Here is a 23,938-nt window from a genome sequence, read left to right as displayed (position 1 = left end):
GCGGCTACCACCAGGGCCGGAAGGGCTTGTAGGGGGTGTTCTCAAGGCAGAGGCGGACGAGTTTGAGGGCTTCGAGGTGGATGAGTTCCTCGTAGCTGACCTTCCGCTTGAGGGTCCGGTGGAAGACGGTGGTGGCGAGTTCGTCGCGGACGAGGGCGGCGATCTTCTTGCGGCCGTCGGTGCTCAGCGAGGCGCGGCCGACCTCCGTCTCGAAGTCGCCGGGTTTGAGGTGTTTCTGGCTGGCGGCGCGGCGTAGGAGGCGTTCGGCGAAGAGGGGTTTGAAGGGTTCGGCGAGGTCGAGGGCGAGGGTGTTGCGGCGGCGGTCGGTGTCGGAGTGGAGGAAGCCGATGGCGGGGTGGAGGGGGGTGGCGCGCAGGGCGGTGAGGGTGCGGGCGTAGACGAGGGCGTTGAGGTAGCTGATGAAGGCGTTGCCGGCGTTGGTGGGGGGTCGGCGGGTGCGTCCGTTGAGGCGGAGCCAGGTGGGCAGGCGGGTGTCGAGGACGGCCCAGGCGGTGCGGCGGAAGTTGCCTTCCTGTCCCATGAGGGTGTCGGTGTCGTGGCAGTCGGGGAGGTTGGTGCGCAGGGCTTCGAGGGCGGGGTCGAGAAGGTCGGTGTCGAGGGCCCAGCGGAGGTTCTCGGCGGCGGCGAGGAGGAGGGCTCGGGCGATGGGGAGGCGTTGCTCCGGGTCGGCGGTGATCTCGACCTGTCGGCGGACGACGGTGGCGGAGGACATGGCTTCGGCGGGTGCGAAGTGTCCGGCGTGGTTGCCGTAGTGGTCGAGGACGTGGACGGTGACGCCGTGGCGGCTGAAGAGGGACATCGCGGAGGTGTTGATGTCGACGTGGTCGAAGGTGACGAGGTCGCGGATGTCGGTGATGGGGATGCGGACGGGGCTGCCGTCGGGGCGTTCGATGCGGATGCTGTCGTTCTCGCGGCGGATGCGGCAGGGTTCGGTGAGCCAGTAGGTGCGGCCGGCGGCGGGCATCAGGTTCCCCAGCAGTAGTCGAGGTAGGAGCAGCCGCGGCAGGCGGCGCGGGTGTGGCGGTCGGGTGGTGTGGTCTGAGCGATGACGGCGCGGGCTTCGTCCTCGGCGGTCTCGGCGGCTTCGCGTGCTTCGTCGTTCCAGGGGACGTCGGTGGTGCGGCGGATGAGCGGGTAGTGGACGATGCCGCCGCGCACGTTGACGCCTCGGCGCTCCAGGAGGAGGCAGTAGTGGCGGACCTGGGCGTCGTGGGCGGGTGAGGGGGCGCGGGAGGACTTGGTTTCGTGGATGACGGCGCCGGTGGTGACCCAGTCGATGCGGGCTTCGCCGAGGTCGACGTCGCGGCGGCGGGTGAAGGTGGTCTCGTTGACGACTTCACCGAAGGCGACGAGGTCGCTGCCGGCTTCGGGCCGGTAGCCGCGCATGTAGAGCCAGAGTTGGCGTGGGCAGTGGCGCAGGTACTTGATGTGGACGCCGCCGAGGCCGTGGTCGTCGTCGGCGGGATGGGTGGGGATGGGTTTCACAGGATGGTCTCCGGCTCGGCGGATGGGCGAAGGCCGAGGACGGGGTCGTACTGGCCGTCGATGAGGTGGATGCCGAGGGCTCGGTCGAAGGTGGCGTTGTAGGTCTTCAGCTGCTGCCAGCGCAGGGGGATGAGGAGGCCGGCGGCGAGGAGGGGGTCGGCGTCCTTGCCGACGGCGAGCAGGCGGTATTCGTCTTCGTCGTCGCGGTGGAGGACTTCGACGGTGTCGAATCGTTCGCCGAGGGTCTTGGCGTGTTCGGTGCGGTCGTGGAAGGGGTCGGTAAAGGTGAGGAACTCGGTGGTGAAGCCGTCGCGGGCCTGGCGGGCCCTCGTCGCCCAGTCGTGGCCCCAGTCGGTGTCGTAGGCCAGGGCGAGGAGGCGGTCGATGTCGTGTTCGCTGAGATCGGTGGCGCCTTCGGTGACTAGGGTGGTGAGGGCCGACCAGGCGGCGTCGACGGCTCCAGGGTCGTAGGGGCGGTGGCTGTCGGTGCGGTGGACGCGGAACTCGACCGCGCCGTCCGGGTGCAGGCCTCGGCGGTTGACGCGGCCGGCGCGTTGGGCGACGGCCTCGACGGGGGCGTTGTCGACCGCGCCGCGGTCGAAGTCGAGTTGCAGGGAGACCTCGACGGTCTGGGTGGCGACGACGAGGCCGCCACGGTGGCGCGCCTCGCCGGGTCGGCGTTCGGGGTGGCGGGCCAGGAGGCGGGTCTCGATGGCGTCGCGGTCCCGGTTCTTGAAGCGGGAGTGGAGCAGCAGTGCCGCGTCGGGGTCGTCGGGCCGTGTGTGGCGGGCGTGGTCGGCGAGTGCGGTGAACAGGTTCTGGGCGGTGGTGACGGTGTTGGTGACGACCAGGACGCTGTGGCTTTCGCCGAGCCAGGTTTCGAGGCGTTCGAGGCTGCCGGGGTCAGTGAGGGGCAGGTCGTCGACGACGAGGTGGTGGCGGAGGGGGGCGGTGCCGGGTGCGGCGCGGTGGCATGTGACGGGGTGGTGGAGGCTCTCGTCGACGATGGCGAGCAGGGGTGGGGCGAGGGTGGCGGACAGGACGGCGATCCTGCTGCCGAGCTGTTCCCACAGGCGCATGGCGGCGCACAGGCGGCCGAAGGTCTCGGGGTCGTAGGCGTGGAGTTCGTCGAGGACGAAGAGGGAGTTGGCCTGTTCGAGGAGGACGGAGGAGTGGGTGGGGCCGGCGATGGCGGCGGCGAGGAGTTGGTGGGGGGTGGCGACGCGCAGGCGTTGGGTGAACAGGCGCATGGCGTTTGCGCGGGCCCGGGCTTTGCGGGCGTCGTCCTTGGTCGGGGTGCAGCAGTCGTCTTCGAGGGCTTCGGTGAGGAGGGTGCGGGCGAGGGCTCCGTGGAGGAGGCCGATGTCGGGCTGCTGCCGGCCGGCGGCCGGTTGGAGGGTGCGTTCGAAGCGGTGGCGGGCGGCGTTGAGGGAGGCCCGGTAGGGCAGGGTCCACACGAGTCGGGGCAGTCCGGGCATGGTGGCCAGCTGGTGGGAGGCCCAGGCGAGTCCGGCTTCGGTCTTGCCGCTGCCGGTGGGGGCTGTGAGGACCAGGTGCCCGGTGGTGTCGGCGGCCTGCTGCTGGTGGTGGTGCGGGGTGTGCGGGAGGCGGGCGAGGTAGTCGAGGGGCAGGGGTATGTGGGTCTGGAGGTCCACGTGGGCGGAGCCGGCGTGGTCGGCGAGGGTGAGCGCGCCCTGGGCGAGGACGGCGATCAGCCCGGTGTGGGCCTTGGCGGGTTCTCTCCAGGCGGTGAGGACGTCGTCGAGGAGGAGGCGGGCCCGGTCGGCTGCCGTCGGGTCGCCGGGCTCGGGCGGCGCCGGTTCGGTGCGGAGGAAGCCGGCCAGCCAGGCGAGGAGTTCCTGGTGCAGGCCGCGCGGCACCTGCGGCCGGCCGTCGGGGCTGGGCGGGCGGCCGAAGGCGTGGTCCCAGCGGGTGCTCGCGTTGTAGAGGCGGGCCAGGGCGGGTTTGCCGCCGCCGAGGGAGTTCGCGGCGTGCAGTGGCCGGTGGTGGGCGGCGACGAGGGTGGCGATCATCAGCCGTTCCTGGGAGCCCCAGGCTGCGGCCGGGGCCAGGAGGTCGACGTAGGCGAGGGAGAGGACTTCGTGGCGCTCGCCCCAGGGTTCGCCGCCGGGTTCGAGCTGCTGTTGGAAGCTCTCCGCGATCTTTCCCGCGTCGTGCAGGAGGGCTGCGGCGCGCACCTGTACCCAGAACCGGGGCTCAGTCGCGATGATCCCGGCGGTGGCGATGCGGGCTTCGAGCTGGGCCACGGTGTCGTGGACGGTGCGCAGGTGGGCGGTGAGGCGTTCGGGGTCTTCGCGGGGCAGGGATTTGGCGCGAAGGTCGGTAAGGGCTCGTCGTCGTGGTGGGGTCAGGGGGTCAGGAACCATACGGCTTGGGTGTCCTCGTGCAGGTCCGGTTCGGTGGGTGCTTCGCGGTAGGCGTGGCGGACGGGGCTGGCGGTGGTGGTGGGCTCGTCGCACCACAGGTAGTCGGACCAGGTGGTGGTGAGGCGGTCGGTGGAGACGGTGTCGGCGAGGCGGTGGGTGTGGGCGGAGGGCAGGTCGTGTCCGTCGGGTGGGGCGAGCGCGTGGCCGACGACCGCCCGCTCGGCGGGTTCGAGAACCACCTGCGCGATCCCGGTGAGGTGGACGAGGTCCTGGGAGCGGCCCAGGCGCAGTCCATGGCGCGGCCGGTGTAGCGCCCGGGTGAGGCGGGTGGTGTCCGGTTCGGGGATCCACAGGGTCAGGTGGACGCCGGCGAGGAAGGGCCGGTCCTTGGCGGTCGTTCCTCCTTTCCCGGCCCGGACCCTGCCGCCGGTGGCGGGGTTGCTGCCGTCGGCGGCGATGGGGTGGTAGGTCTCGGTGTCGACGCCGTGGCCGTCCGCCCACGCGGCCATGCCCAGGGTGAGGGGTTCGGCGGGTGCGCCGGTGGCGGCGGCGAGCATGCCGCGGACGGTGGAGGGCGGCGGCACCGGCAGGATGCGGGTGATCCCGGGGAACAGCGGGTCCCGGAACGAGGCGACGGGGGCGTAGAGGGTGGCCCGCAGTGCCTCGATCGGCCGCCTCCCGGTCGCCAGGCTCGTGGTCATGCCTGGGCCGGGTCGTCGAACCAGCCGTCCAGCCGTCCCTCGCGCAGGTCGGCCGCCAGCTGGAGCAGGATCGTGCGGGGGTGGTCGATGACGATCGTGCCGTCGGCCAGCTCGCGCGCGCAACTCTTCTCGAAGTCCTCGCGGGCCTGGTCGCGGAAGCCGGGCCGCCAGCCGATGCGCACGGGGGCCTGCCATTCGCCGGCCCACGCTTCGAGCTCCTGGAGCAGGACGTCGCCGCGTACCCGCACGCCCGTGTCGGGGTCGGCGTCGATGACGTTGCCCAGCGGGTTGACGCCGCCCTGGAATGGGGCCAGGACCAGCAGCGAGGGGACGCGGTCGCCGTAGTGCAGGGCCTGCTTCGCGCCGCCGCTCAGATGCGCGAGCGCCTCCGGCAGCAACGCCGCCCGCTCACGCCGTTTCTCCAGCGGCAGCCGCACGGCCTGCTGGTCGCGGAACTCGACCGTGGAGGCCCCGAGGGCTGCGGCCTCGGCCACCTGAAGGGCCTGCTCCGGAGTGAGGTAGTTCGGCCGGCCCACGCCATTGTCCCCAGGCAGGGTGAACGTGCCGATCCTCGGCACGTCCAGCAGGAACGGGGCCGCCAGATCGGCGGTGTAGAACTCGTGCCCGTGCAGGACGGGTTCGGTCACCCCGCGCGACATCACGCCGAAGTCCTCGGTCGGGAACACCGGCTCCACCGACATCAGGGTGCCGAGCATGAACGGGCTGTCGCGCAGGGTGGTGGCCGCGTCGTCCTTCTTCGCACCGGTGCGCATGTAGCCGAACAGGTCGTCGTCGGCGAAACGGACGGGATCGGCCTGGGTGTTGGCCTTCTGGGCCTTGCCCTGGGCCTTGCCGACCCGGGTGACCGGGGACGGCACCGAGCCGCGCTCGACCATCGTCTCCCGGATCCAGCGGCGCGCCGCCTGCGCCGACACATAGGGGTGCTTGCGGCCCCTGATCCGCGCGTACTTCACGCGGGACATGGTCTCCTCGCCCCGCCCGTTGTTCGGTGCGCCCGCGTTCACCGAGAGCACCATCATGCCTGCCAGGTAAGCCATTTACGCCTGTCCCGTCTCGTAGTCGTGAAAGCCGTCGTACTCGTCCTCGCCGTCACCGGCGAACGCCGGCCGCTCCGCGAGTTCCTCGATCTCGCGTTCCTGCTGCGGGTCCGCCGTCTTGGCTCCGATCTCGACACCGCGCTGCTGCAGCAGCACCGATACCTGGGCGAACAGCAGCATCCGCTGTTCCCAGGCGCGCGGCTGGCGCCGGATCAGCGGCTTCCACAGCTCCGGGCCCGCCAACGGCGTCTTGCTGCCGTCCAGTTGCAGACGCGTGTAGGCCTGGACCAGGAGCGTGCCGAGCTTGTAGTCGTTGAGCGCGGCGTTGCGGTACTCCGCGAGGCGCCCGCGCGGGCTGCTGCCCCGCTCGATCCAGTCGGCGATCAGCGTCGCCACCGGTTCCAGATCCGTTTCCATTCCGAAGACCTCCTCGGCGTAGGTGAAAGCGAGCCGGGCCAGCGCCTCGCGGTCCCCGGCGCTCCAGGCGCCGTCGGTGTCCGCGAGGAGACGGTGCAGCTGTCCCAGCAGCGGCCTGCTCCGGCCGTCCTCGGCCTCAAACAGCAGCCGCGCCGCCTCCCCCGCCCCGCCGGTGACGATCCGGCCCTGGGCGTCGTAGCGGGTCAGCGAGCGGCGCAGCAGATGCCAGCCGCGGCGCAGCGGGGCGTTGCCGTCCACGGTGGCGAGGAAGGCGGGGACGGCGCGGCGGGTCCGGGTGACCCGCAACCACGGGTCCTGGTTGTCGTTCTTGAAGCTCCACAGCGTGGTCGCGCACAGGCCCTCGGTCGCGTCCCGCAGAGCCGCCAGGACCACCGTCTCGGGCCGAGCCGTCGCCGACATGCCGGTGAAGCCGGCGTGCATCACGCGGCGGGCGCGCCGCACGTTTCGCCGGGCGAAGGCGAGCTGCGCGGTGTCGTTCTCGCAGGACAGCACGGTCGCGGACCCGGCGGTGACCCACGCGCCGTAGGGCAGGGCCCACATCGCGATCCGGCATCCCCGGCACACCGGCCATCCCGCGACGCCGGGCGGCAGCGTGTTCAGGGCCTTGCTAGTGTCGAACAGCGGCAGATTCGACTTCGCCCACACCACCGCCGTCTGGGCACCGCAGAACGTGCAGGGCAGACTCCGGCCGCTGCCGGGATGGTCCGGGGCGAACAGGTTTTCGATGTCCGGCCGCAGTACGACGGGGTCGGAGGTCCGCTTGCTGTGCGTGGCCTTCGAGTTGGGGTACAGCGCGAACATCACCTTCCACCAGTCGTAGCGACTGCTGTCTTTGGGCGCCGTGGCCGCAGCGACCACGTCCGCCACCACGGCGGCCACCACGGCCTCCAGGTCCGCTTCACTCACCCGTCCCGGATCGTCGCGGCCGGCCAGGACGGCCACCGCCCACGCCCCAGCCCGCTGCAACGGATGGCCCGTCACAGCGAGCGCGCTCACCTCACCCACCCGAACCCCTGGATCGTGTCCAGGCCCAACCCCCACGACCGGAGCGCGTTCGCGAACCGCCCGTCCGCCTCCATCGAAACCCGCACCCGCGCCCCGATCCGCGGCGCCCCCCGCACCGTGAACCGCCTCCGCGGACCAGCTTCCAGCACCCGCACACCACGCGGCGCCGGCAGACCCAACAGATCCGCCTTGTGCGCCAGGTTGTGCTGCAACCGGTCCAGGTAGTGCTCGTCACCCGGCAGCAGGTTCCGGCTCTCATGCTTCAGCACCACCGGCGTCACCGTCTCCAGCTCCACCAACCCCTCCCCCGCCGGAATCACCGTATCCACGTCCATCGCCAGCCCCCGCACCCTCAACCGCGTCGCACCCCACACCAGTTCCTCGCACGACGCCAGCGCGCGCACCAGCACCGAGGCGATCTCCGGGACCGGCGACCCGAACCACACCGACCCCTCACGCGACGTGGTGTAGACGCCCTTGCGGTGCGGCGCCCCCACGAACAGCGGCCCCGCCACCCCCACCGGCTTCAAGGGCTTCCCCTGCCACCCGCCATCGTGCAACGCCTCGGCCAGAGCCTCGTCCTGGCCGCTCAGCAACCGATACACCACACCGCGCGCCGCCCCGTGCACGTCCTCCCACCGCACACTCGACGTATCCGGCGTCACATCCACCCTCACCCGCACCGCACCCTCCAGGGAATCCAATTGACCACTTGGCGCCAACAACTAGGCGCTTGAGCAGCCTAGTTGGCCGTGAATAGAAATCCTTTAGTTTCTCACTATTTACACCGATACTTGTCCATACGTGCTACAAGCCCGAGGTTCCTCGCCGTCATCACGGATCGGCCAGAACATGGCTATGGAGCCGTACCACCGCACCGCAGCACCAGACCGGGACCACGTACAGCCTGCAACCACAGACAAGGTCACCGGAAAACGCCCTGACCTGCGACGATGCACTACCGGCAGGTCGCCGCAGAACAGCCACCGCCCAACCACTCGCCACACCTGCCGACCTGGTGCTTTACTCTCGGGTCGTGATCAGCCCTGGAGGGCTTGCAACGGATGCCGGTGGCCTTGGCCGTGTTCTCGTTGATGGTCGTGATCAGCCCTGGAGGGCTTGCAACGCAGCCGGGCAGGCGCTGCCCAGCAGTGGCAGACCAGTCGTGATCAGCCCTGGAGGGCTTGCAACACGGGGGCGGGATCCTCGGGATTGACGCGGGTCACCAGTTGTGATCAGCCCTGGAGGGCTTGCAACGCGGGCAGGCCGGCCCGCTCGGGCCTCTGCCCGTCGTCGTGATCAGCCCTGGAGGGCTTGCAACAAGAACGGCACCATCTTCATCGTGTCCCCGCCGTCGGGTCGTGATCAGCCCTGGAGGGCTTGCAACACCGCGTCGAGGCCGCCGTCGTCCCGCCTACTCCGAGTCGTAATCAGCCCTGGAGGGCTTGCAACCACTCGGCCAGCCGTACCTGGCGCTTGCGCGCTCGTCGTCGTAATCAGCCCTGGAGGGCTTGCGACCGGTACGGAGGTATCGGCTACGCCGGAAGAGCCACCGTCGTAATCAGCCCTGGAGGGCTTGCAACAGCAGGTCGCAGGCGAAGGACCGAACTGAGTCGCCAAGCGCCCTGCATCCGTCGCCTGCGACCTCAAGGATAAAGAGCTACTTTCGCCCGCTCCTCCGGACTGGCGGAGGCGTCCTTCGACGGCAATGATGAGCCGATCGCGTGTCCGTTCGGGTGATGGCTCGTTGGGCACGGCAGACACAGGCCTGCGGTACGCCCCGGGCCGACCGTGGAGGCGGCCGAACCTTGAGCGATCGCAGCACCATCGAGTGGACCGAGGCGACCTGGAATCCCACCACGGGGTGCGACCGGGTCTCCGCCGGATGCGACAACTGCTACGCCCTGACACTGGCGAGGCGACTCAAGTCCATGGGCGCCGCGAAGTACCAGCGCGACGGCGACCCCCGGACCTCGGGACCGGGTTTCGGCCTGTCGGTGCACCCGGACGCGCTGGACGTCCCGCGGCGCTGGAAGGCACCGAGGACGGTCTTCGTGAACTCGATGAGCGACCTCTTCCACGCCAGGGTGCCGCTCTCCTTCGTGCGTGACGTGTTCGACGTCATCGCCGACACCCCGCAGCACACTTACCAGATCCTGACCAAACGGTCCGTACGGCTGCGCCGCGTCGCCGAGCGCCTGGAGTGGCCGGCCAACCTGTGGATGGGGGTATCGGTCGAGAGTATCGAGCAGGTCCGGCGCGTCGACGACCTCCGCGCTGTACCCGCGGCCGTGCGCTTCCTCTCCTTGGAGCCGCTGCTCGGGCCCCTGCCCGAACTGGATCTCGGCGGCATCGGCTGGGTCATCGTCGGGGGCGAGTCCGGCCCTGGGCACCGGCCGCTGGAGCCGGAGTGGGTCATCGAAATCCGTGACGCGTGCCGAGCGGCCGGAGTCCCGTTCTTCTTCAAGCAGTGGGGCGGCCGAAATCCCAAAACGGGGGGTCGCGACCTCCAGGGCCGGACCTGGGACCAGCTTCCCCAGGTCACCACCCTCGCCGTGTCCTGAGTGCGCCGCCGTACCTCTGGTACAGGTGTGCACGCTCTGTCATCCTCTCCCCAGGCATATTCGCGACACCGCGTGGGGGACACATGGTGGTACCGAAAGAACCTACCTGGCACCGTGATCCGCACACTGCCGCCAAGCACGACGTGCTGCGACAGTACCTTCAGGCGTGGGCCCCGATCCTACTGTCCCGCAACGACATCGTCACGTACGCCGAGGGCTTCGCCGGCCCCGGCATCTACAAGGGAGGCGAACCGGGCTCCCCGGTGATCGCCCACCAGGTCCTGGCCGGTTCGCTGCGCGGGCGCCCGGGCAAGCGGGTCACGATGGTGCTCGTCGAGGAGGACGGCCAGCGAACGGCCGAGCTTGAGCGCCAGATCGAGGGCGCCCGGGGCCGCATCCCCGGCCCCGAACTCGCCCGGCTGCGCACGCACATCGCCCGGGGCGGCTGCCACCCGGACCTGCTGCACCACCTCTCCCGGGCAGGCAGCCTCGGTCACCCGATGTTCGTGCTCCTCGACGGCTTCGGGAGCCCCGAAGTCCCCTTCACCCTGCTCCAGCAGATAGCCCGGCACCGGAGCAGCGAGGTGATGATCACCTTCCAGCCCCAGTTCCTCGTCCGCTTCGCCAAGAAGGACGGAACGCACCGGAGCGCGGGCGACGCCTTCTTCGGCAACACCCACTGGCACACCGTGTTCGACCTGGCTCCCGACGAGAAGGCACCGTATCTGCGGGACCGGTACCGCCGCACCCTCCAGGCCGCCGGCTTCGACCACAGCCTGTGGTTCGAGATGATCGACGAGAGCGGACACCGGCTCTACCTCATCTTCGGCACCTGCCACGAGAAGGGCGTCGAGAAGATGAAGGAGGCCATGTGGAAGGTCGACACCGCCACCGGCGTCCGCTACTGCGACCCCAAGGACCCGCACCAGCAGGTTCTCGAACTCGCCATCGAACCCGACACCAGCCCCTTGCGCCGCATCCTCCTCGAATACCTCCGTAACGCGTCCAGCGCGGTCAGCGTGGACGAACTTCGCCGCTTCGCCCTGCTGGAGACCGTCTTCCGCCCCACCCAGGTCATCCCCGCGCTCACCAGGATGCGCGAAGAGCAGCAGATCGCCACGGTCCCGGCGGGCCGGATCGTGCGGACCACGCAGGTAACGGCCGCACATCAGGACGCGCTCTTCTGACGGGACGGCCGCCGTCAGGCCGGCGCGGTGCCGAAGGGGTCGGCCGGAGACTGCCGGGGTGGCTTCGGCCACCGCGTCGGGGACCTGGAAGCGGATGGTGCGGACGAAGGCGGCGATGACCGGGCGATACAGCGCCGAGCGTCGAGCAGGACGGAGCAAGCTCGGAGGATGCCGTTGCATCCCAGCGCGTACAAACGCCAGCACGGTTGGCGTCCGTTCGGGCCTTCGCTCAGGCACGTCGCACGTTCAGGCCGGCCTGTCGGAAGATCGGATCCGCGTAGCCCGCGGTACGGCCAAGGGTCGAGATGAAGGAATCGACGTGTTCGCGCGCGTGCGCCTCCAGGTCTGCCGGCGCCGTGAAGGTCGTCGAGTTTGTCCCGGCTCGCGCGGCGAGACCCTCGCGGTCGCGCTGGTACTCCGCCCAGCCCCGGCTGAACTCCGCGCGTGCCCTGAGAAGGGGCGCGGGCCCGAGGCTCTCCGTCTCAAGACGCTTCCTGACCTCGCTTTTGAGCATCCAGATGGCGACGGCGTAGTCGAAGGTCACCGGAGCTTCGGGAAGTCCGAGTGTGCGTTCATCCAGGCGAGGAAGCCCGTAGTGCCGCCACGGTGCCGCCAACTCCTCCATAGCTGACCGCAGTTCCCCCCAATCCGGGTCGCGGCGCCGTTCGCCGTCGATGAGCAGATTCTCCGTCCGGAGCCGGACCCCTCTCGGCGCGTCGGGGTGGGCGAACTGGTCGACCACCGCCCTGGCGGTCGCCTTTCGCCTCGCGGCGGTATTGGCACCGGCCTTCTTCGCATAGGTCCGCAAAGCCCGCCTGGCCTGGTCATCGGCGATCGCCGGATCACCGTAGAGCCACATGCTGATGATCACCGGCACGACAGTGTGATGCGGAACCCGGGCAAGCGGTGAGCGCAGCCTTCCCTCGATGATCTTCCGGAAGAGCATCCGCTGATCCGGCGGAAAGAGACTGAGGTCGCTACCACGCTGGGTGCTCTTACAAAAGCGCGGGTGGGCGAGCAGACCGTTCTCGACCCAGTCCTTGACCATGCGGGTGCTTGCCCGCTTCAGCCCGAGGACGAGAGCGTCAGCGACAAGGTCTTCCGCGGTGCCGGCGACCAGTTCGCCGTCAAGTGCAGTCACGCCCTGGAACGTACACCGAGATCGGCGCCTCCGAGCGCGACATGGGACAACCGCCACCGAGATGGTGAGGGTGTGCCAAGGGCACGCCCCTCGCCCGCCTGACTCGGCTGGGAGCTCGCAGGGGCAACCACCCCTGCTCTCAGAAGGGGCACTATGTCCAACCGCAAGCATCCACGCACTATCCGACGCGGTCTTCAGCGCGGTCGCCGTCGCGACGGGTTGGTTCGAGCCGCTGTCGTGGCATTCTCGACTGCCGCGCCCCCAGCCCTGGTCGACCTCGCCGTATGGCTTCTCCATCTCCGATGAACAGGGGCCTGGCTATCGAGCAGCCCAACCCAGGGTGGTTCAGCCAAGGGGACTCGATCCGATCCGGAATAGCAGGCTCCTCTTCATGATTGATCTATCCGTATGGTCACAGGAAGGGGGCGAGGGTGACCGATCTGAAGGTGTTCCGGCGGAACAGAGAAGGCCATGAGGTCGAGCTGCGGGGCTCGATGATGACACGGGAGCGCGAGCTGCAGCGGAGGGTCGAGAAGGCGCTGGAGGCGATGCTGGGGGTGCGGTTCCTGGCGTCGGAGTATCCGACGGGGCCGTGGCACCAGGGGCGGATCGACACGCTCGGCCTGGACGAGAACGACACCCCGGTGGTGATCGAGTTCAAGCGGGGCCGCGACGCCGGAGTGATCACGCAGGCGACGTCGTACCTGGTCTGGCTGACGGCGCACCGCCACGAGTTCGAGGCGCTCGTGCGTAGACAGCTGGGGCCCGAGGCGGCGGAGGCGGTCGACTGGCGGCGGCCGCGGGTGATCTGCGTGGCGGGCGAGTTCTCCCGCCACGACCGGGCTGCCGCATCCCTCCACCAGCGGGATCGCCGGGTCGACCTCGTGCGGTACCGGCTCTTCGGCCCCGAGCTGCTGACGCTGCAGTTGGTCGAGACCGTTCCCGGGTTCGCCGGGGCGGCACCGCCGGTGCCGACCGAGCCGGTCGTCGAGACCGACCGCGCGCCGGAGGGAGCGGGGGCGTCGGCGAACGAGCAGGTGGAGGTGCCCGGGGGCCTGCGGGAGCTGTATCGCGAGCTGGATGAGGCGCTGACCACGGCCGGCGAGCTGGAGGTGATACCGCTCAAGCACTACATCGCCTACAAGCGACTGCTGAACGTGGCCACCGTGATCTTCCGCTCGTCGGCCTCACACCGGGCGATCCTGCTGTACCTGCGGCTGGACCCCGACGCGGTGGAGCTGGAGGAGGGCTTCACGCGGGACGTGCGCGGCAAGGGCCACCTGGGCACGGGTGACCTGGAAGTCCGGATCGCCTCGTCGGGGGACGTCGAGAAGGCGGTGCCGCTGATCCGGCGGGCGGTCGAGGAGTCCTGAGGGACCGGAAAGGGCGGCCGGGAGCCTGATGCTCCGGCCGCCCTTCCGCGTCTGCCGCCTTCTGCCCGGGCGGTTCCCCTCATGTCACGCCTCCGGGCCAGCGAGGATGAAGTCGTCCTGGGTCAGTTCGGCTCGCAGCCGCTGGTCGGCGATCTCGGCGTAGTGCGGGGAGAGTTCGACGCCGACGAAGCGCCGGCCTTCGCGCAGGGCTGCGACGCCGGTCGAGCCGCTGCCGGTGAAGGGGTCGAGGACGGTGCCGTCCTCGGGGCAGATCCGGACGAGCTGCTGCATGATCTCCAGCGGCTTCTGGGTGATGTGGACCCGGTCCTTGCGGGGCTGGCTGGCGGTGAAGTGGCCGGGCAGGTAGATCGCACGGCTGTTGTCGAGGGTGCCCTTGACGCCCCAGGTGATGAACTCGGCGGACTGCTTGAAGCCTCCCTTCCTCGGCCGGCTGGCGGGCTTGATCCACGGGATGGTGCCCTGCCACGTCCAGCCCGCCATCTGCAGGGCATCACTGGTCGTCGGCTCCTGCCTCCAGTCGGAGAAGACCATCGCGACGGAGTGCTCGGTGCTCGCCCGGTACGCCTCGGTGAGCAGTTCGGTGAGCCAGGAGCGGTAGGAGCGCTGGTCGCGGTTCTCGCCGGGGAAGGACTTGAGGTCGTGGGCGCTGTTGGACGTGACGTACTTGGCGCGGGCGTCGCGGCTGGTGCGCTCGGAACTCGTCCTCCCGCCCGAGTTGTATGGCGGGTCGGTGATGACCGCGTTCACGCTCCCGTCGGGCAGGGACTTGAGGACGGTGAGGGCATCGCCTCGGTGAAGGGTGTAGCTCACGGTGACCTCTCTCGGAACCAGGAGTGGACCCGCTCCCCCGGCGGCGCTCGGCCGCAGCCGCCGGGAGCGCGGACGACCGGGACGGTAGCCGCGATGTCCGGCCGGACCTAACGGCGTCGCGAGCGTCGTTCGGCCTGGTGGAGGGGCTGTTTGGTGCGGCCGGACATCGCGCCTACTGTCTCGGCATGCCAACCGGGCCGGGCGCAACTCGGCCCGGGTAGGCCTGTGTTGGTCTGTGCTGTCTCGTTCTAGCGGCAGCGATCGGACACCCATGCCCTTCCCGTACCTCCAGGAGACCCTGTGTTCCGGCTGAGATTACGAGCGCGGCCGGCTGCCGCGCGTGACCCGAGACCGGCGTCCGGGAGCTACCAACTCCTTTGACCCGGGTCCGCCCTGAGCGGCGGATTCACCACCGGCGCGGTGCCGGCGACTTCTTCGCACGAGAGGCCGGCACCGCGTCTCCTACGCAACCCCGAGGAGCCGCTGCGATGCAGCACGCCCTGGCACAGCCATGCCTCGACCCTCTGGCCCCGGCCATCCCGGCCGCACGCCCCGCCGAGCGGCGGCGACGATGAGGAAGTCCGCGGGCGCCCTCGTCAGCCTCGTCGCCGTCGGACCTCTGGTTCTGGCCCTGCCGATCGTGGTCGCCGCCGCTGGCAGCGCCTCCGCCACCTGCGTTCCCGGCGGCGATGCCCAGGCGGTGGACATCGCCGCCGTCGCCCAGCAGGTCAAGGCGATCCTGAACGGCTCCAGCCCGCTCAGCGGTCCGGGCGTGGCCGGGCTGGAGAAGCCGGACGAACAGGTCCCCAACGCCCAGGCCATCCAGGCCACCGGCGTCGCGATGCACATTCCCGTCCGCGGACAGGTCGTCGCGCTGGCGACCGCGCTCCAGGAGAGCGGACTGCGCAACATCAACTACGGAGACCGCGACTCGCTGGGGCTGTTCCAGCAGCGGCCTTCGCAGGGCTGGGGCACGGCCGAGCAGATCATGCAGCCGGTGTACGCCTCGACGAAGTTCTACGAGGCGCTCAAGCAGGTCTCCGGCTGGGAGTCGATGACGATCACCCAGGCCGCGCAGGCGGTGCAGCGTTCCGGCTTCCCGGACGCGTACGCCAAGTGGGAGCCGCTGGCGACGGCGCTCCAGCAGGCCATCGCCCCGCTGCTGGCCGATCCCGGTGCTGGCTCGGCCGCGCCGCCGGGACCCAGCGCAAGCCCGTCTCCCACCGGTCCCCCCGCCACGAGTCCGCCAGCGAGCGGCGGCTGCTCGACGGCCGGCGGCGACGGCAGCAATTTCGGGGCGATCCCGCCCGGCACCGTCCCCGAGGGGTACGCGATCCCGGCCGACGCACCGCCCCAGGTGCAGACCGCGATCCGCTGGGCGCTCGGCCAGCTCGGCACGCCCTACCAGTGGGGCGGTTCCTGCTCCGACTCGCACGGCGCCGACCCGATGGGCCGCTGCGACTGCTCCTCGCTCATGCAGATGGCCTACCGGGCGGCCGGGGTCACGTTGACCCGGACGACCTACACACAGGTCGGCGAGGGCACGGCCGTCTCGGCCGGTGTCCTGAAGCCCGGCGATCTGCTGTTCACCCGGGGCAACGCCCTGCGGCCCGAGCATGTCGGGATGTTCATCGGCGGCGGGCTCGTCGTGCACGCCCCCAAGACCGGCGACGTGGTCAAGATCTCGACCCTCGCCGAGTGGCAGCCGCAGATTCTCGCGGCCCGCCGAGTCGTCTGACCGGCGTTTCTCCCCCACTCCCTCCTGCTCCGCCCCGGCACGTCTTTTGCGCGCCTGAAATCGAACTGAGGTTCCCCTTTGTTTCTCGCCAACGCGGCCACGCTGCTCGCCTACGACCCGGGGATCACCCCCAACGAGGGCGGACTTCCCGGCCTCACCGTCCTCAAGCAGGTCATGGGCAGCCTGAACCTGTTCGGCATCATCGCGGTCGTCGGCGCGCTCGCGGTCAGCGCCGGAGTATGGGCCTGGGGCCACCACTCTGGTGGCCACCAGGCCGAGGCCAACGGCAAGAAGGGCGTCCTCGTGAGCGCGGGTGCCGCCCTGCTCCTCGGCGCGGCCAACGGCGTCGTGGCCTTCTTCAGCGGACTCGGCAGCCAGGTCAAGTAGCCATGCAGAAACGTTCTTTCTCTTCTGTCTGGCGCAGCGGCTCCTCCGGCGGCGCCCTGGTGCGCCGCCGGGTGCTGCTGGGCACCGTCATCCTGGTGACGCTCGTCGCCCTGGCCGGCCTGTTCTCCTACGTCACCCGCGAGAGCCGTACGCCGCCCAACCAGCCGGCGGCGGCGTCAAGTTCGCCCGCGCTACCCACTCCGTCCCTGTCTGCGCTTGTGGCGCCGGGGAGCCGGGCGGCGGCGCTGCCGGTGCCGCCGGACACCCGCGACCCGATCGCCTTCGGGAAGGCGGCGGCGGTGGCCCTGTGGTCGTACGACACCCGGGCCTACTCGCAGCCCGAGCTGGTGGCCTCGCTCCACCGGTGGCTGACGGCCGAGGGGCAGTACGTCGACGCCGACTCGGCCGAGCGCCAGGTGCCCTCGCCGCTGCTGTGGGGGCGGATGGCCGACTCCGGCCAGTTCGCCACCGCGACCGCGGCCGAGGCGCACTTCCCGGAGTCCTTCACCCGGGCGCTGCAGGCCGATCCGGGGGCGATCACCCGGGCGTACGTCTACGCCGTCACCGTCTCCGGCAAACAGTCGATCTCCTGGAACGGCGCGCCCGAGGGCGGCGCCGAGGACCGCTCGACCACCCTCGCCGTGCAGTGCCGCCCCGACCGCCCCTGCGCACTGGTCGGCGTGATGCCGTCCGTCGCGCCGTAGCCCCGACCTAAGAAAGGAGTTACCCCTCGTGGGTGTCTGCGACATCCCCCTGATGAGCCAGGTCTGCACCGTGGTCGACGCGGTCAGCTTCGTGGCCAACCCCGGAAAGTCGATCACCGACGGCATCGGCGCGTGGATCGCCAAGAGCATGGGCGAGCTGGCGGCCAGCGCCGTCGACCTCGCCTCGCGCGCGGTCGACCAGACCACCGCCATCGACCTGTCGGCCCCCTGGTTCCGGGACAACTACCAGCTGATCCTGCCGATCGGCCTGATCCTGACGGTCGGCACGTTCTGCGCGCAGCTGATCCTGGCCGCCTGGCGCCGCGACGAGCGCGCTCTCGCACAGGCCGCCTGGGGCACCATGACCGGTGTCTTGTTCTCCTTCGGCGCGATCAGTTTCACCGCCGTGGCCGTCACCGTGGTCGATGCCCTGTCCGCTGGCTTGTTCAAAGCTGCGAACACGAGCGTCGACGACGCGATCCGGCGCCTGGTGAAGGTGTCCCAGCTGGGGGCGATGTTCCCGCTCGGCTGGGCGATTCCCGCGCTCGTCGCGGTCGGCTGCGCGATCGGTGCGTTCCTCTACTGGGCGGTGATGGTCGCCCGCAAGGTGGGTGTCCTCGTCCTGGTCGCGCTCGCCGCGTTCGCGGGTGCCGGCGGCGGCTGGGAGGTCGCCAAGCGCTGGCGGCGCGGCTGGATCGAGGCCACCGCCACCCTGGTTGTGTCGAAACTGCTGATGACCGTGGTGTTCCTCGTCGGCGTCTCCGCGATCGGCAAGACGGACGCCAAGGACGGGCTCGGCGCGCTGTCCGACGCCATGGCCGGCATCGTGATCATGGCGCTGGTCCTCCTGTGCCCTTACGCCGTCTACAAGTTCGTCCACTGGGCGACCGACAGCGGCGGCCACGACGACCTCCACCGCACCGGCGTCGCGGGCATGGCGGTCGCCGCCGGTGCGGCCAAGACCGCCGGCAGCCTCGCGATGCAGGCGGGCACCGGAGTTCCCGCACCGCAAGGCCCCAGCGAGGTTCCCGGCGTGGACGGCGGAGGTGTCTCCTCCGGCATCGACCCGACCGGACGGATCAGCAAGGAGGGCATCGACGCCGGCCCCGCTCAGCAGCCGACAACCTTCCGCTTCGGCGAGGACCCGAGCGCGCCCGGCGACCGCGGCCGGTCCCTGGTCACCCGGCCCGGCCTCGCGGCCCTGGTCACCCGCCCATCCTCCGAAAACTCCAGCGGGCAGCCGCAGGCCGACGGCAACACGGCACAGAACGCCGCGTCCGCCCCGAACACCCGGGGCTTCTTCAACGCCGGGACGGTCTCGCCCCCGTGCCCGGGGTCGCCGGCACCCTCGGTCCCGGCCCCGCCTTCCGCATCAGCGGCCACCACGAGTCCGGAGAGGACGCCGGCCGACTGGCCCCCGCCGGCCGGGATGTCCACGCCGGATCCGGTCCGGTTCACCTACCCGAATGACCCACCCGCGTCCGGTTCCTGACCGGACCGCCACCCGGGGCGGGCCGATTCCTCCGGCCCGCCCCGTCCCCACCCCCCTGTGCCCACTGCCCGCACGCTCACAGGCTGGATCGCACCATGCCCTCCGCACCGAAGTCCGACGCCGCACCCGCGACGGTCAAGTTCCCCCACCGCTCCAGGCGCGGCATCCTCCTCGGCCTCAGCGCCTCGCAGCTGATCGCCGTCTCGGCCACCGGCCTGCTCCTGCTCGCCGTCCTCGTCACCCGCGGTGTCGTCGGCGCCCTGCAGCTCGTCCCGCTGTGGGCAGCCGTCGCCGCCTTCGTCTTCGTCCGCTACCGAGGCCGCACGCTCGCCGACTGGGCGCCGATCGCCGTCCGCTACGCGTTCCGCCGCTTCCGGGGCCAGCTGCTCTGGCTCGCCCGGCCCTCCCGCCGGCCGGTGCGCGAGGGTCTGCTGCACCTGCCCGGCAGCGCGGCCAGCCTGCGCGTGGTCACCGCCCCGGACCGCCGCTACGGCGCCGTCCACGACCCGCACGCCGGCACCCTCACCGCGATCGTCAAGGTCTCCTCCCGCGCCTACGCTCTACTCGACCCCGGCACCCAGAACGCCAACGTCAACGGCTGGGGCCGCGCGCTGGCGGCACTCGCCCGCACCGGGCACGTCGCCCGCATCCAGGTGATCGAGCGCACCGTCCCCGACTCCGGCGACGCGCTACGCCGGTACTGGGAGGAGCACGGCACCCCGGACGCCCCGCTGGCCGGCGCCCTCTACGGCGAGCTGATCCGCAACGCCGGCCCGGCCGCCGCACCGCACGAGTCCTACGTCGCCATCGCACTCGACTTCAAGGCCGCCCGGCGCCTGATCAACCAGGCCGGCGGCGGACTCACCGGCGGCTTCAGCGTGCTCGCCCAGCTGACCTCCGCGTTCGAGCAGGCCGCCCGCACCGCGGGCCTCAACCCGAACGGCTGGCTGTCCGCCACCGAGATCGCCGCCGTCGCCCGCACCGCCTACGACCCCAAGTCGCTCGCGGCGCTGGACCGCTGGTCCGAGGACGGCCGACCGGCCGCCGACCCGGCCGCAGCGGGCCCGGTGGTTGTGGTGGAGAAGGCCGACCACATCTCGACCGACTCCGCGCACCACGCCACCTACTGGGTGGAGAACTGGCCGCGCACCGAGACGTCGCCGGGCTTCCTGCACCAGGTGATGTTCGCCTCCGGGGTGCGCCGCACCGTCTCCCTGTCCTACGAGCCGAAGGACCTGGACGCCGCGATGCGCGACGTCCAGCGGAAGAAGGCGAGCGTGATCGCCGACTCGGCCGAGCGCGCCCGCAAGGGCCAGGTCGTCTCCGAGGCCGACTCGGTGGAGTACCAGGACATCCAGGCCCGCGAGCGGCAGCTGATCGCCGGGCACGCCGATGTCGCCCTGACCGGCCTGCTAACCGTCTCCGCCGACACCGAGGACGAACTGCGCTCCGCGTGCGCGGTGGTGGCGACCGCCGCCGTCGGCGCCCAGCTCGACCTGCGTCCGCTCACCTGGCAGCAGGCCGAGGCGTTCACCGCCTCCGCCCTGCCGTTCGCCCTCGCCGCCTGATGCCGGCGCCTCTCCCTGCTGAAAGAGCACCCCGATGCCGGCCACCACGCCCATCGCGCAGGACTTCGTCCCGTACGCGACCGCCGCGGTCGACTTCCACCGCGCGCTGAACGTCCCCGCCGGTCCGCTCGTCGCTTCCCGGGCCGAGCTGGACTCCCTGCACGCCCACCTCGTCGCCCTGCACGGCCTCCTCGACGCCCACGCCCAGCGCACCTCCCCACTGCTGCCGGGTGAGGGCGACCACCTCAAGGCCACCCGCACCCGCCTGTGGCAGGCCGCCGAACACCTCCACGCCGCCTACCACTCCTCGCCCCGGCCGGGCAGCGGCGAAGTCCCCGACGCCGACACGTGCCGCGCCCGCCGCCCCGAAGGCGCCCCGGAGCTCACCATCTGCCGCCGCCACCAGCAGGCCGCCCAACTGGTCCGCCGCCGCGCCACTCCCGCCGACCTCTACTCCCCCTTCACCGGCCTCGTCCGCCGCTGACCCCGGAATCCGTGATCATGCCCAGGAATCGCGCCACCGCCAGTCCCCTGTTCGTCCCCCTCAAGGCCACCCGCACCCAACAGCGCGCCGCCCGAGCCGAGTTCGCTGAAGCCCGCACCAAGGCCCGCCGCGCCCAGGCCCCGGCCGAGCGCCGCGAGTTCGAGGGCGTCGACCCCGAACTCCAGGCCACCTACCCCGCCTCCGGCCGGCCGGGCCGCGCCTCCGCCCGCGGCGGCAGGCTCCGCCTGCCCAAGCACCGCATGACCACCGCCGTCGCAGGAGGCGCCTACCCCTTCCTTGCAGAGGCCGGACTCGGCGCCGAGGGGATCTTCGTCGGCCGCGACCTCCACGCCGAAGGATCCTTCTGCTACGACCCGTTCGCCCTCTACAACTCCGGCCGCATAGAGGGCTTCACGAACCCCAACGCGGTCCTGTGCGGCGTGATCGGCATGGGTAAGTCCGCCCTCGCCAAGTCCATCGCCACCCGCGCCATCGCCCACGGCTACAAGATCTACATCCCGTCGGACCCGAAGGGCGAGTGGAGCGGCCTGGCCGAGGCACTCGGCGGCCAGACCATCGCGCTCGGCCCCGGCCTGCCCGGGAAACTCAACCCGCTGGACGCGCCCGCGCGTCCGGACGGCGTCGGCGAGGACGACTGGACCGGCGAGGTCCGCAAGCGGCGTCTCCTGCTGCTGGCGAGCCTCGCGGCGACCGTGCTCAAGCGCGACCTGCTGCCGATGGAGCACACCGGCCTCGACGTCGCCCTCGACCTGGTCGTCGCCCAAGCCGAAGCGGCGGGAGCGGTGCCGTTGCTGGGCGACATCGCCCACGTCCTCGGCCATCCCGAGCGCCTGGACACGGCACTCGGCACGGACGCCGGCGGCCTCGGCCGCTCCGTCGATGACCTGGCGCACGCCCTGCGCCGGCTCGTCCACGGCGACCTCAGCGGCATGTTCGACGCACCCTCCACGGTGACGTTCGACCCGAACGCGCCGATGCTGTCCATCGACCTCTCGCGGCTCGGCAGCAGCGGCGACGACACCGCCCTCGTGCTGGCCATGACCTGCGCGAGCGCGTGGATGGAGTCCGCCCTCGCCGACCCCGGCGGCGGCCGGCGTTGGGTCATCTATGACGAGGCGTGGCGGATCATGCGGCACGTCGGCCTCCTGGAACGCATGCAGCAGCAGTGGAAGCTCAGCCGGGGCCTGGGCATCGCCAACCTGCTCATCCTGCACCGGCTCTCCGACCTGCTGTCCGCCGGCGACGCTGGGTCACGCGGGCGTGTCCTCGCCGAGGGCCTCCTCGCCGACTGCAGCACCCGGATCATCTACCGACAGGAACCGGACCAGGTCAGCGCGTCCATGGCCCTGCTCGGCCTCACCGGCGTCGAAGCCCAGGCCATCGCGGCCCTGCCCCGCGGCCGGGGCCTGTGGAAGGTCGCGGGCCTGTCCTTCATCGTCCAGCACCTCCTCCACCCAGCTGAACGAGCGCTCTACGACACCGACTTCCGCATGGCCGCCTGACGGGGGACCCGATCGGCCAGTCCGATGGCGGGCTGCGTTCCTGGCCCTACGAAGGCAGCCGCCACCGATCTTCCCCGCCCGGTCGCCGCCGGCGTCCGGCTCGCCGCCCTGCCGGCCACCGTCATCTCGATCCGATCACGCCGCTCACCTCCAGAAGGAGCCCTTCCCTGCCCCGTCCAAGCAGACCCCACTTCGCCGAAGCCCGCCGTCCACCGCCCGAAGCGGAGTCCCACCGTGCCTGCCGAAGCCCCCCGTAACCTGCCCGATGTCGCCGTCGGACACCATCCCGACCACGGCATCGTCGCCGCCCTGCCGACCCAGTCCGCTTCCGCCCAGTGGATGCTGGAGCGGCTGGAGTTTCAGCGCGTCCCCGACCATCCGAGCCTGTACGCGCTGACCGACCAACACCGCCAGGCCCACGAGCGGGCCACCTGGGCCGTCAAGCTGCTCAACGGCGCCGGCTACCGCGTCGACACCGACATGTCCCTGGCTCCCGCGAACGTCGGCAGGCAAGAACGGGCGCATACGCGGCCAACCGCCGTCGAACCGGAGCACGCCCGAGCGCCGGACACCGGTCCGGACGTCGCCTTCGCCGAGCACCCGGTCCTGGGCATCGTCGCCGCCGTCGGAAACCACTACCCCTTCAGCCCGGGCATCTTCCTGGACACCGACGGCTGGCGCCACCACCGGGACCTGGACGTCTACCTCCCTCCGCCGGCCTCCAGCCGGACAGAATCGCTCGACATCGTGGCCCGCGCCGTCGTGGGACTGCGGCACGGGAGCTTCCAGGTCGCCATGGAGCCCCAGCTCGCTCGGGACGTCGCTGCTCGACGCGACCCGGTCGGCAGCGCGTTCACCACCCACAAGTTCCGCGTCGACGAGGCCCCCCTCGCCAACAGCCCCTCCGTACGGCCAGACGCCACCGGGCCGCCCCCGGCTGCCGTCGACCCGCGCACCACGTTCGCGCGAACCCGATGACCACCGCCCGCGAGAGCAAGGAGCAGGCAATGGCCGTGAAGAAGCTCTGGACAATCGCCCACGCGTGCGGCCACGAGAACGAGGGGGACCTCGGCGACCGCCCGGCCGACCGCCGGGCCGGCTTCGCCGACTGGCTCTCCCGACAGGACTGCACCGACTGCTGGCGCGCCTCGCGGGACGGCGATGAGGCGGACAAGGCCGCCTGGCTGGCCGCGAAGCGCGCTGTCGAGCGGACCGAGTCGGAGGCCTGGTCCACGCAGTACCAGATGCCGCCGCTGGAGGGCACCGAGCGGGGCGTCGCCTGGGGCGTACGCTGCCGCCACCAGGTCCTGGTCGCCGCCTACACCGCCCTCGTCCTGGAGGGCGGGATGCCGGAGGCCGATTGGGAGCAGGTCGAGGACCAGGCCCGCACCATCACCCGTGCCGGCTGGTGGATCAACCAGCGCTCGTCCGAACCCGCCAACCTGGAGGAGCTGCTGGAGGCCGCTGCGGACTCGGACAGGCCGACCGAGAACCCCTTCGTGTGACCTCCCGGTGCCCTGCCCCAGGGCAGGGCACCGGCCCCATCGTCCTCTCCGCCATCACCGATGGCGGAGACTCCACCCGACTCGCCCGCGTAGGCGCCGGCGTGTCTATCGTCTTGATCCCCTCTCAACCGCCCGCCGCCGGCGGGCAGCGATCCCGGTCCCGCGCTCGGCCGGATGCGGGCGATGTCGGTGCGGGCCGCTGCGGCTCCGACCGCATCTCCTGGCTCCCCCTGCCAGCGGGTGAGGGCGTCGATCGTTTCGACGGTGTCGGGGTGGTCGGGGCCGAGTACCCGCTGCTGGTCGTGCAGCAGGTCGGCGTAGGCGGCTGCGGCTCCGGTCGTGTCTC

At 71.1% G+C, this 23,938-nt stretch carries 21 protein-coding genes and 1 CRISPR repeat array; of the genes, 12 read left to right on the top strand and 9 right to left on the bottom strand.

Annotated elements, in window-relative coordinates:
* Nucleotides 1-4: 4 nt before the first annotated feature.
* The 7 genes from cas1b to cas6 form a co-directional block, all read right to left on the bottom strand.
* Nucleotides 5-985: a type I-B CRISPR-associated endonuclease Cas1b gene (cas1b, locus tag ACFVVU_RS22595; RefSeq protein ID WP_387791802.1), complete on the bottom strand. Its 981-nt coding sequence runs from the start codon at nt 983-985 to the stop codon at nt 5-7.
* Nucleotides 985-1,506: a CRISPR-associated protein Cas4 gene (locus ACFVVU_RS22590; RefSeq protein WP_387791800.1), complete on the bottom strand. Its 522-nt coding sequence runs from the start codon at nt 1,504-1,506 to the stop codon at nt 985-987. Before ACFVVU_RS22590 ends, cas1b begins: the two co-directional genes overlap by 1 nt.
* A complete protein-coding gene (cas3, locus tag ACFVVU_RS22585; RefSeq protein WP_387791799.1) occupies nt 1,503-3,893 on the bottom strand; it encodes a CRISPR-associated helicase Cas3' in 2,391 nt (796 codons plus the stop codon). The genes ACFVVU_RS22590 and cas3 overlap by 4 nt, the downstream gene beginning before the upstream one ends.
* Nucleotides 3,875-4,594: a CRISPR-associated protein Cas5 gene (gene cas5 / locus ACFVVU_RS22580; RefSeq protein ID WP_387791797.1), complete on the bottom strand. Its 720-nt coding sequence runs from the start codon at nt 4,592-4,594 to the stop codon at nt 3,875-3,877. The genes cas3 and cas5 overlap by 19 nt, the downstream gene beginning before the upstream one ends.
* A complete protein-coding gene (cas7i, locus tag ACFVVU_RS22575) occupies nt 4,591-5,652 on the bottom strand; it encodes a type I-B CRISPR-associated protein Cas7/Cst2/DevR (RefSeq protein ID WP_387791796.1) in 1,062 nt (353 codons plus the stop codon). The genes cas5 and cas7i overlap by 4 nt, the downstream gene beginning before the upstream one ends.
* A complete protein-coding gene (locus ACFVVU_RS22570) occupies nt 5,653-6,996 on the bottom strand; it encodes a hypothetical protein (RefSeq protein WP_387791794.1) in 1,344 nt (447 codons plus the stop codon). It abuts the gene before it with no gap.
* A gap of 86 nt (nt 6,997-7,082) precedes the next feature.
* Complete coding sequence (cas6, locus tag ACFVVU_RS22565; protein ID WP_387791792.1) at nt 7,083-7,799, bottom strand: CRISPR-associated endoribonuclease Cas6; 717 nt, start codon at nt 7,797-7,799, stop codon at nt 7,083-7,085.
* 329 nt (nt 7,800-8,128) lie between these two features.
* A CRISPR array of direct repeats spans nt 8,129-8,678; the repeat unit is 23 nt; unit sequence ATCAGCCCTGGAGGGCTTGCAAC.
* Between the two features lie 225 nt (nt 8,679-8,903).
* Between cas6 and ACFVVU_RS22560 the strand changes: the two genes are divergently transcribed.
* Together ACFVVU_RS22560 and ACFVVU_RS22555 are read left to right on the top strand one after the other, a co-directional pair.
* On the top strand, nt 8,904-9,659 hold the full coding sequence (locus ACFVVU_RS22560; protein ID WP_387791790.1) for a DUF5131 family protein: 756 nt from the start codon (nt 8,904-8,906) through the stop codon (nt 9,657-9,659).
* A gap of 83 nt (nt 9,660-9,742) precedes the next feature.
* A complete protein-coding gene (locus ACFVVU_RS22555; RefSeq protein ID WP_387791789.1) occupies nt 9,743-10,846 on the top strand; it encodes a three-Cys-motif partner protein TcmP in 1,104 nt (367 codons plus the stop codon).
* Between the two features lie 229 nt (nt 10,847-11,075).
* Here ACFVVU_RS22555 and ACFVVU_RS22550 read toward each other — a convergent pair whose 3' ends face one another.
* The gene (locus tag ACFVVU_RS22550) at nt 11,076-11,987 is read right to left on the bottom strand and encodes a hypothetical protein (RefSeq protein ID WP_387791787.1); all 912 of its coding nucleotides are present in this window, start codon (nt 11,985-11,987) and stop codon (nt 11,076-11,078) included.
* A gap of 431 nt (nt 11,988-12,418) precedes the next feature.
* Here ACFVVU_RS22550 and ACFVVU_RS22545 point away from each other — a divergent pair, with 431 nt between their 5' ends.
* On the top strand, nt 12,419-13,360 hold the full coding sequence (locus ACFVVU_RS22545) for a DUF5655 domain-containing protein (RefSeq protein WP_387791785.1): 942 nt from the start codon (nt 12,419-12,421) through the stop codon (nt 13,358-13,360).
* A gap of 84 nt (nt 13,361-13,444) precedes the next feature.
* Here ACFVVU_RS22545 and ACFVVU_RS22540 read toward each other — a convergent pair whose 3' ends face one another.
* Nucleotides 13,445-14,191: a DNA-methyltransferase gene (locus ACFVVU_RS22540; protein WP_387791784.1), complete on the bottom strand. Its 747-nt coding sequence runs from the start codon at nt 14,189-14,191 to the stop codon at nt 13,445-13,447.
* A 571-nt stretch (nt 14,192-14,762) separates the two neighbouring features.
* Between ACFVVU_RS22540 and ACFVVU_RS22535 the strand changes: the two genes are divergently transcribed.
* The 9 genes from ACFVVU_RS22535 (at nt 14,763) to ACFVVU_RS22495 (ending at nt 23,592) form a co-directional block, all read left to right on the top strand.
* Nucleotides 14,763-15,929: a C40 family peptidase gene (locus tag ACFVVU_RS22535; RefSeq protein WP_387791782.1), complete on the top strand. Its 1,167-nt coding sequence runs from the start codon at nt 14,763-14,765 to the stop codon at nt 15,927-15,929.
* A 78-nt stretch (nt 15,930-16,007) separates the two neighbouring features.
* Complete coding sequence (locus tag ACFVVU_RS22530; RefSeq protein ID WP_387791780.1) at nt 16,008-16,316, top strand: DUF6112 family protein; 309 nt, start codon at nt 16,008-16,010, stop codon at nt 16,314-16,316.
* Between the two features lie 2 nt (nt 16,317-16,318).
* A complete protein-coding gene (locus tag ACFVVU_RS22525; protein WP_387791778.1) occupies nt 16,319-17,020 on the top strand; it encodes a hypothetical protein in 702 nt (233 codons plus the stop codon).
* Nucleotides 17,021-17,048: 28 nt separating this feature from the next.
* Nucleotides 17,049-18,512 (top strand): ATP-binding protein, encoded by a 1,464-nt coding sequence (locus tag ACFVVU_RS22520; protein ID WP_387791777.1) that lies wholly within the window; start codon nt 17,049-17,051, stop codon nt 18,510-18,512.
* A 95-nt stretch (nt 18,513-18,607) separates the two neighbouring features.
* Nucleotides 18,608-20,080, top strand: a complete 1,473-nt coding sequence (locus ACFVVU_RS22515) for an SCO6880 family protein (protein WP_387791776.1) — start codon at nt 18,608-18,610, stop codon at nt 20,078-20,080.
* 34 nt (nt 20,081-20,114) lie between these two features.
* Nucleotides 20,115-20,564, top strand: coding sequence for a DUF6238 family protein (locus ACFVVU_RS22510; protein WP_387791774.1), 450 nt, complete (start codon nt 20,115-20,117; stop codon nt 20,562-20,564).
* A 17-nt stretch (nt 20,565-20,581) separates the two neighbouring features.
* The gene (locus ACFVVU_RS22505; RefSeq protein WP_387791773.1) at nt 20,582-22,087 is read left to right on the top strand and encodes an ATP-binding protein; all 1,506 of its coding nucleotides are present in this window, start codon (nt 20,582-20,584) and stop codon (nt 22,085-22,087) included.
* 234 nt (nt 22,088-22,321) lie between these two features.
* Nucleotides 22,322-23,065 (top strand): hypothetical protein, encoded by a 744-nt coding sequence (locus tag ACFVVU_RS22500; protein WP_387791771.1) that lies wholly within the window; start codon nt 22,322-22,324, stop codon nt 23,063-23,065.
* Between the two features lie 29 nt (nt 23,066-23,094).
* The gene (locus ACFVVU_RS22495; protein WP_387791770.1) at nt 23,095-23,592 is read left to right on the top strand and encodes a hypothetical protein; all 498 of its coding nucleotides are present in this window, start codon (nt 23,095-23,097) and stop codon (nt 23,590-23,592) included.
* Nucleotides 23,593-23,938 lie beyond the last annotated feature (346 nt).

This window comes from Kitasatospora sp. NPDC057965, assembly GCF_042887135.1.
Lineage (GTDB): Bacteria > Actinomycetota > Actinomycetes > Streptomycetales > Streptomycetaceae > Kitasatospora.
This window is presented reverse-complemented; position numbering and strand designations above follow the sequence as displayed.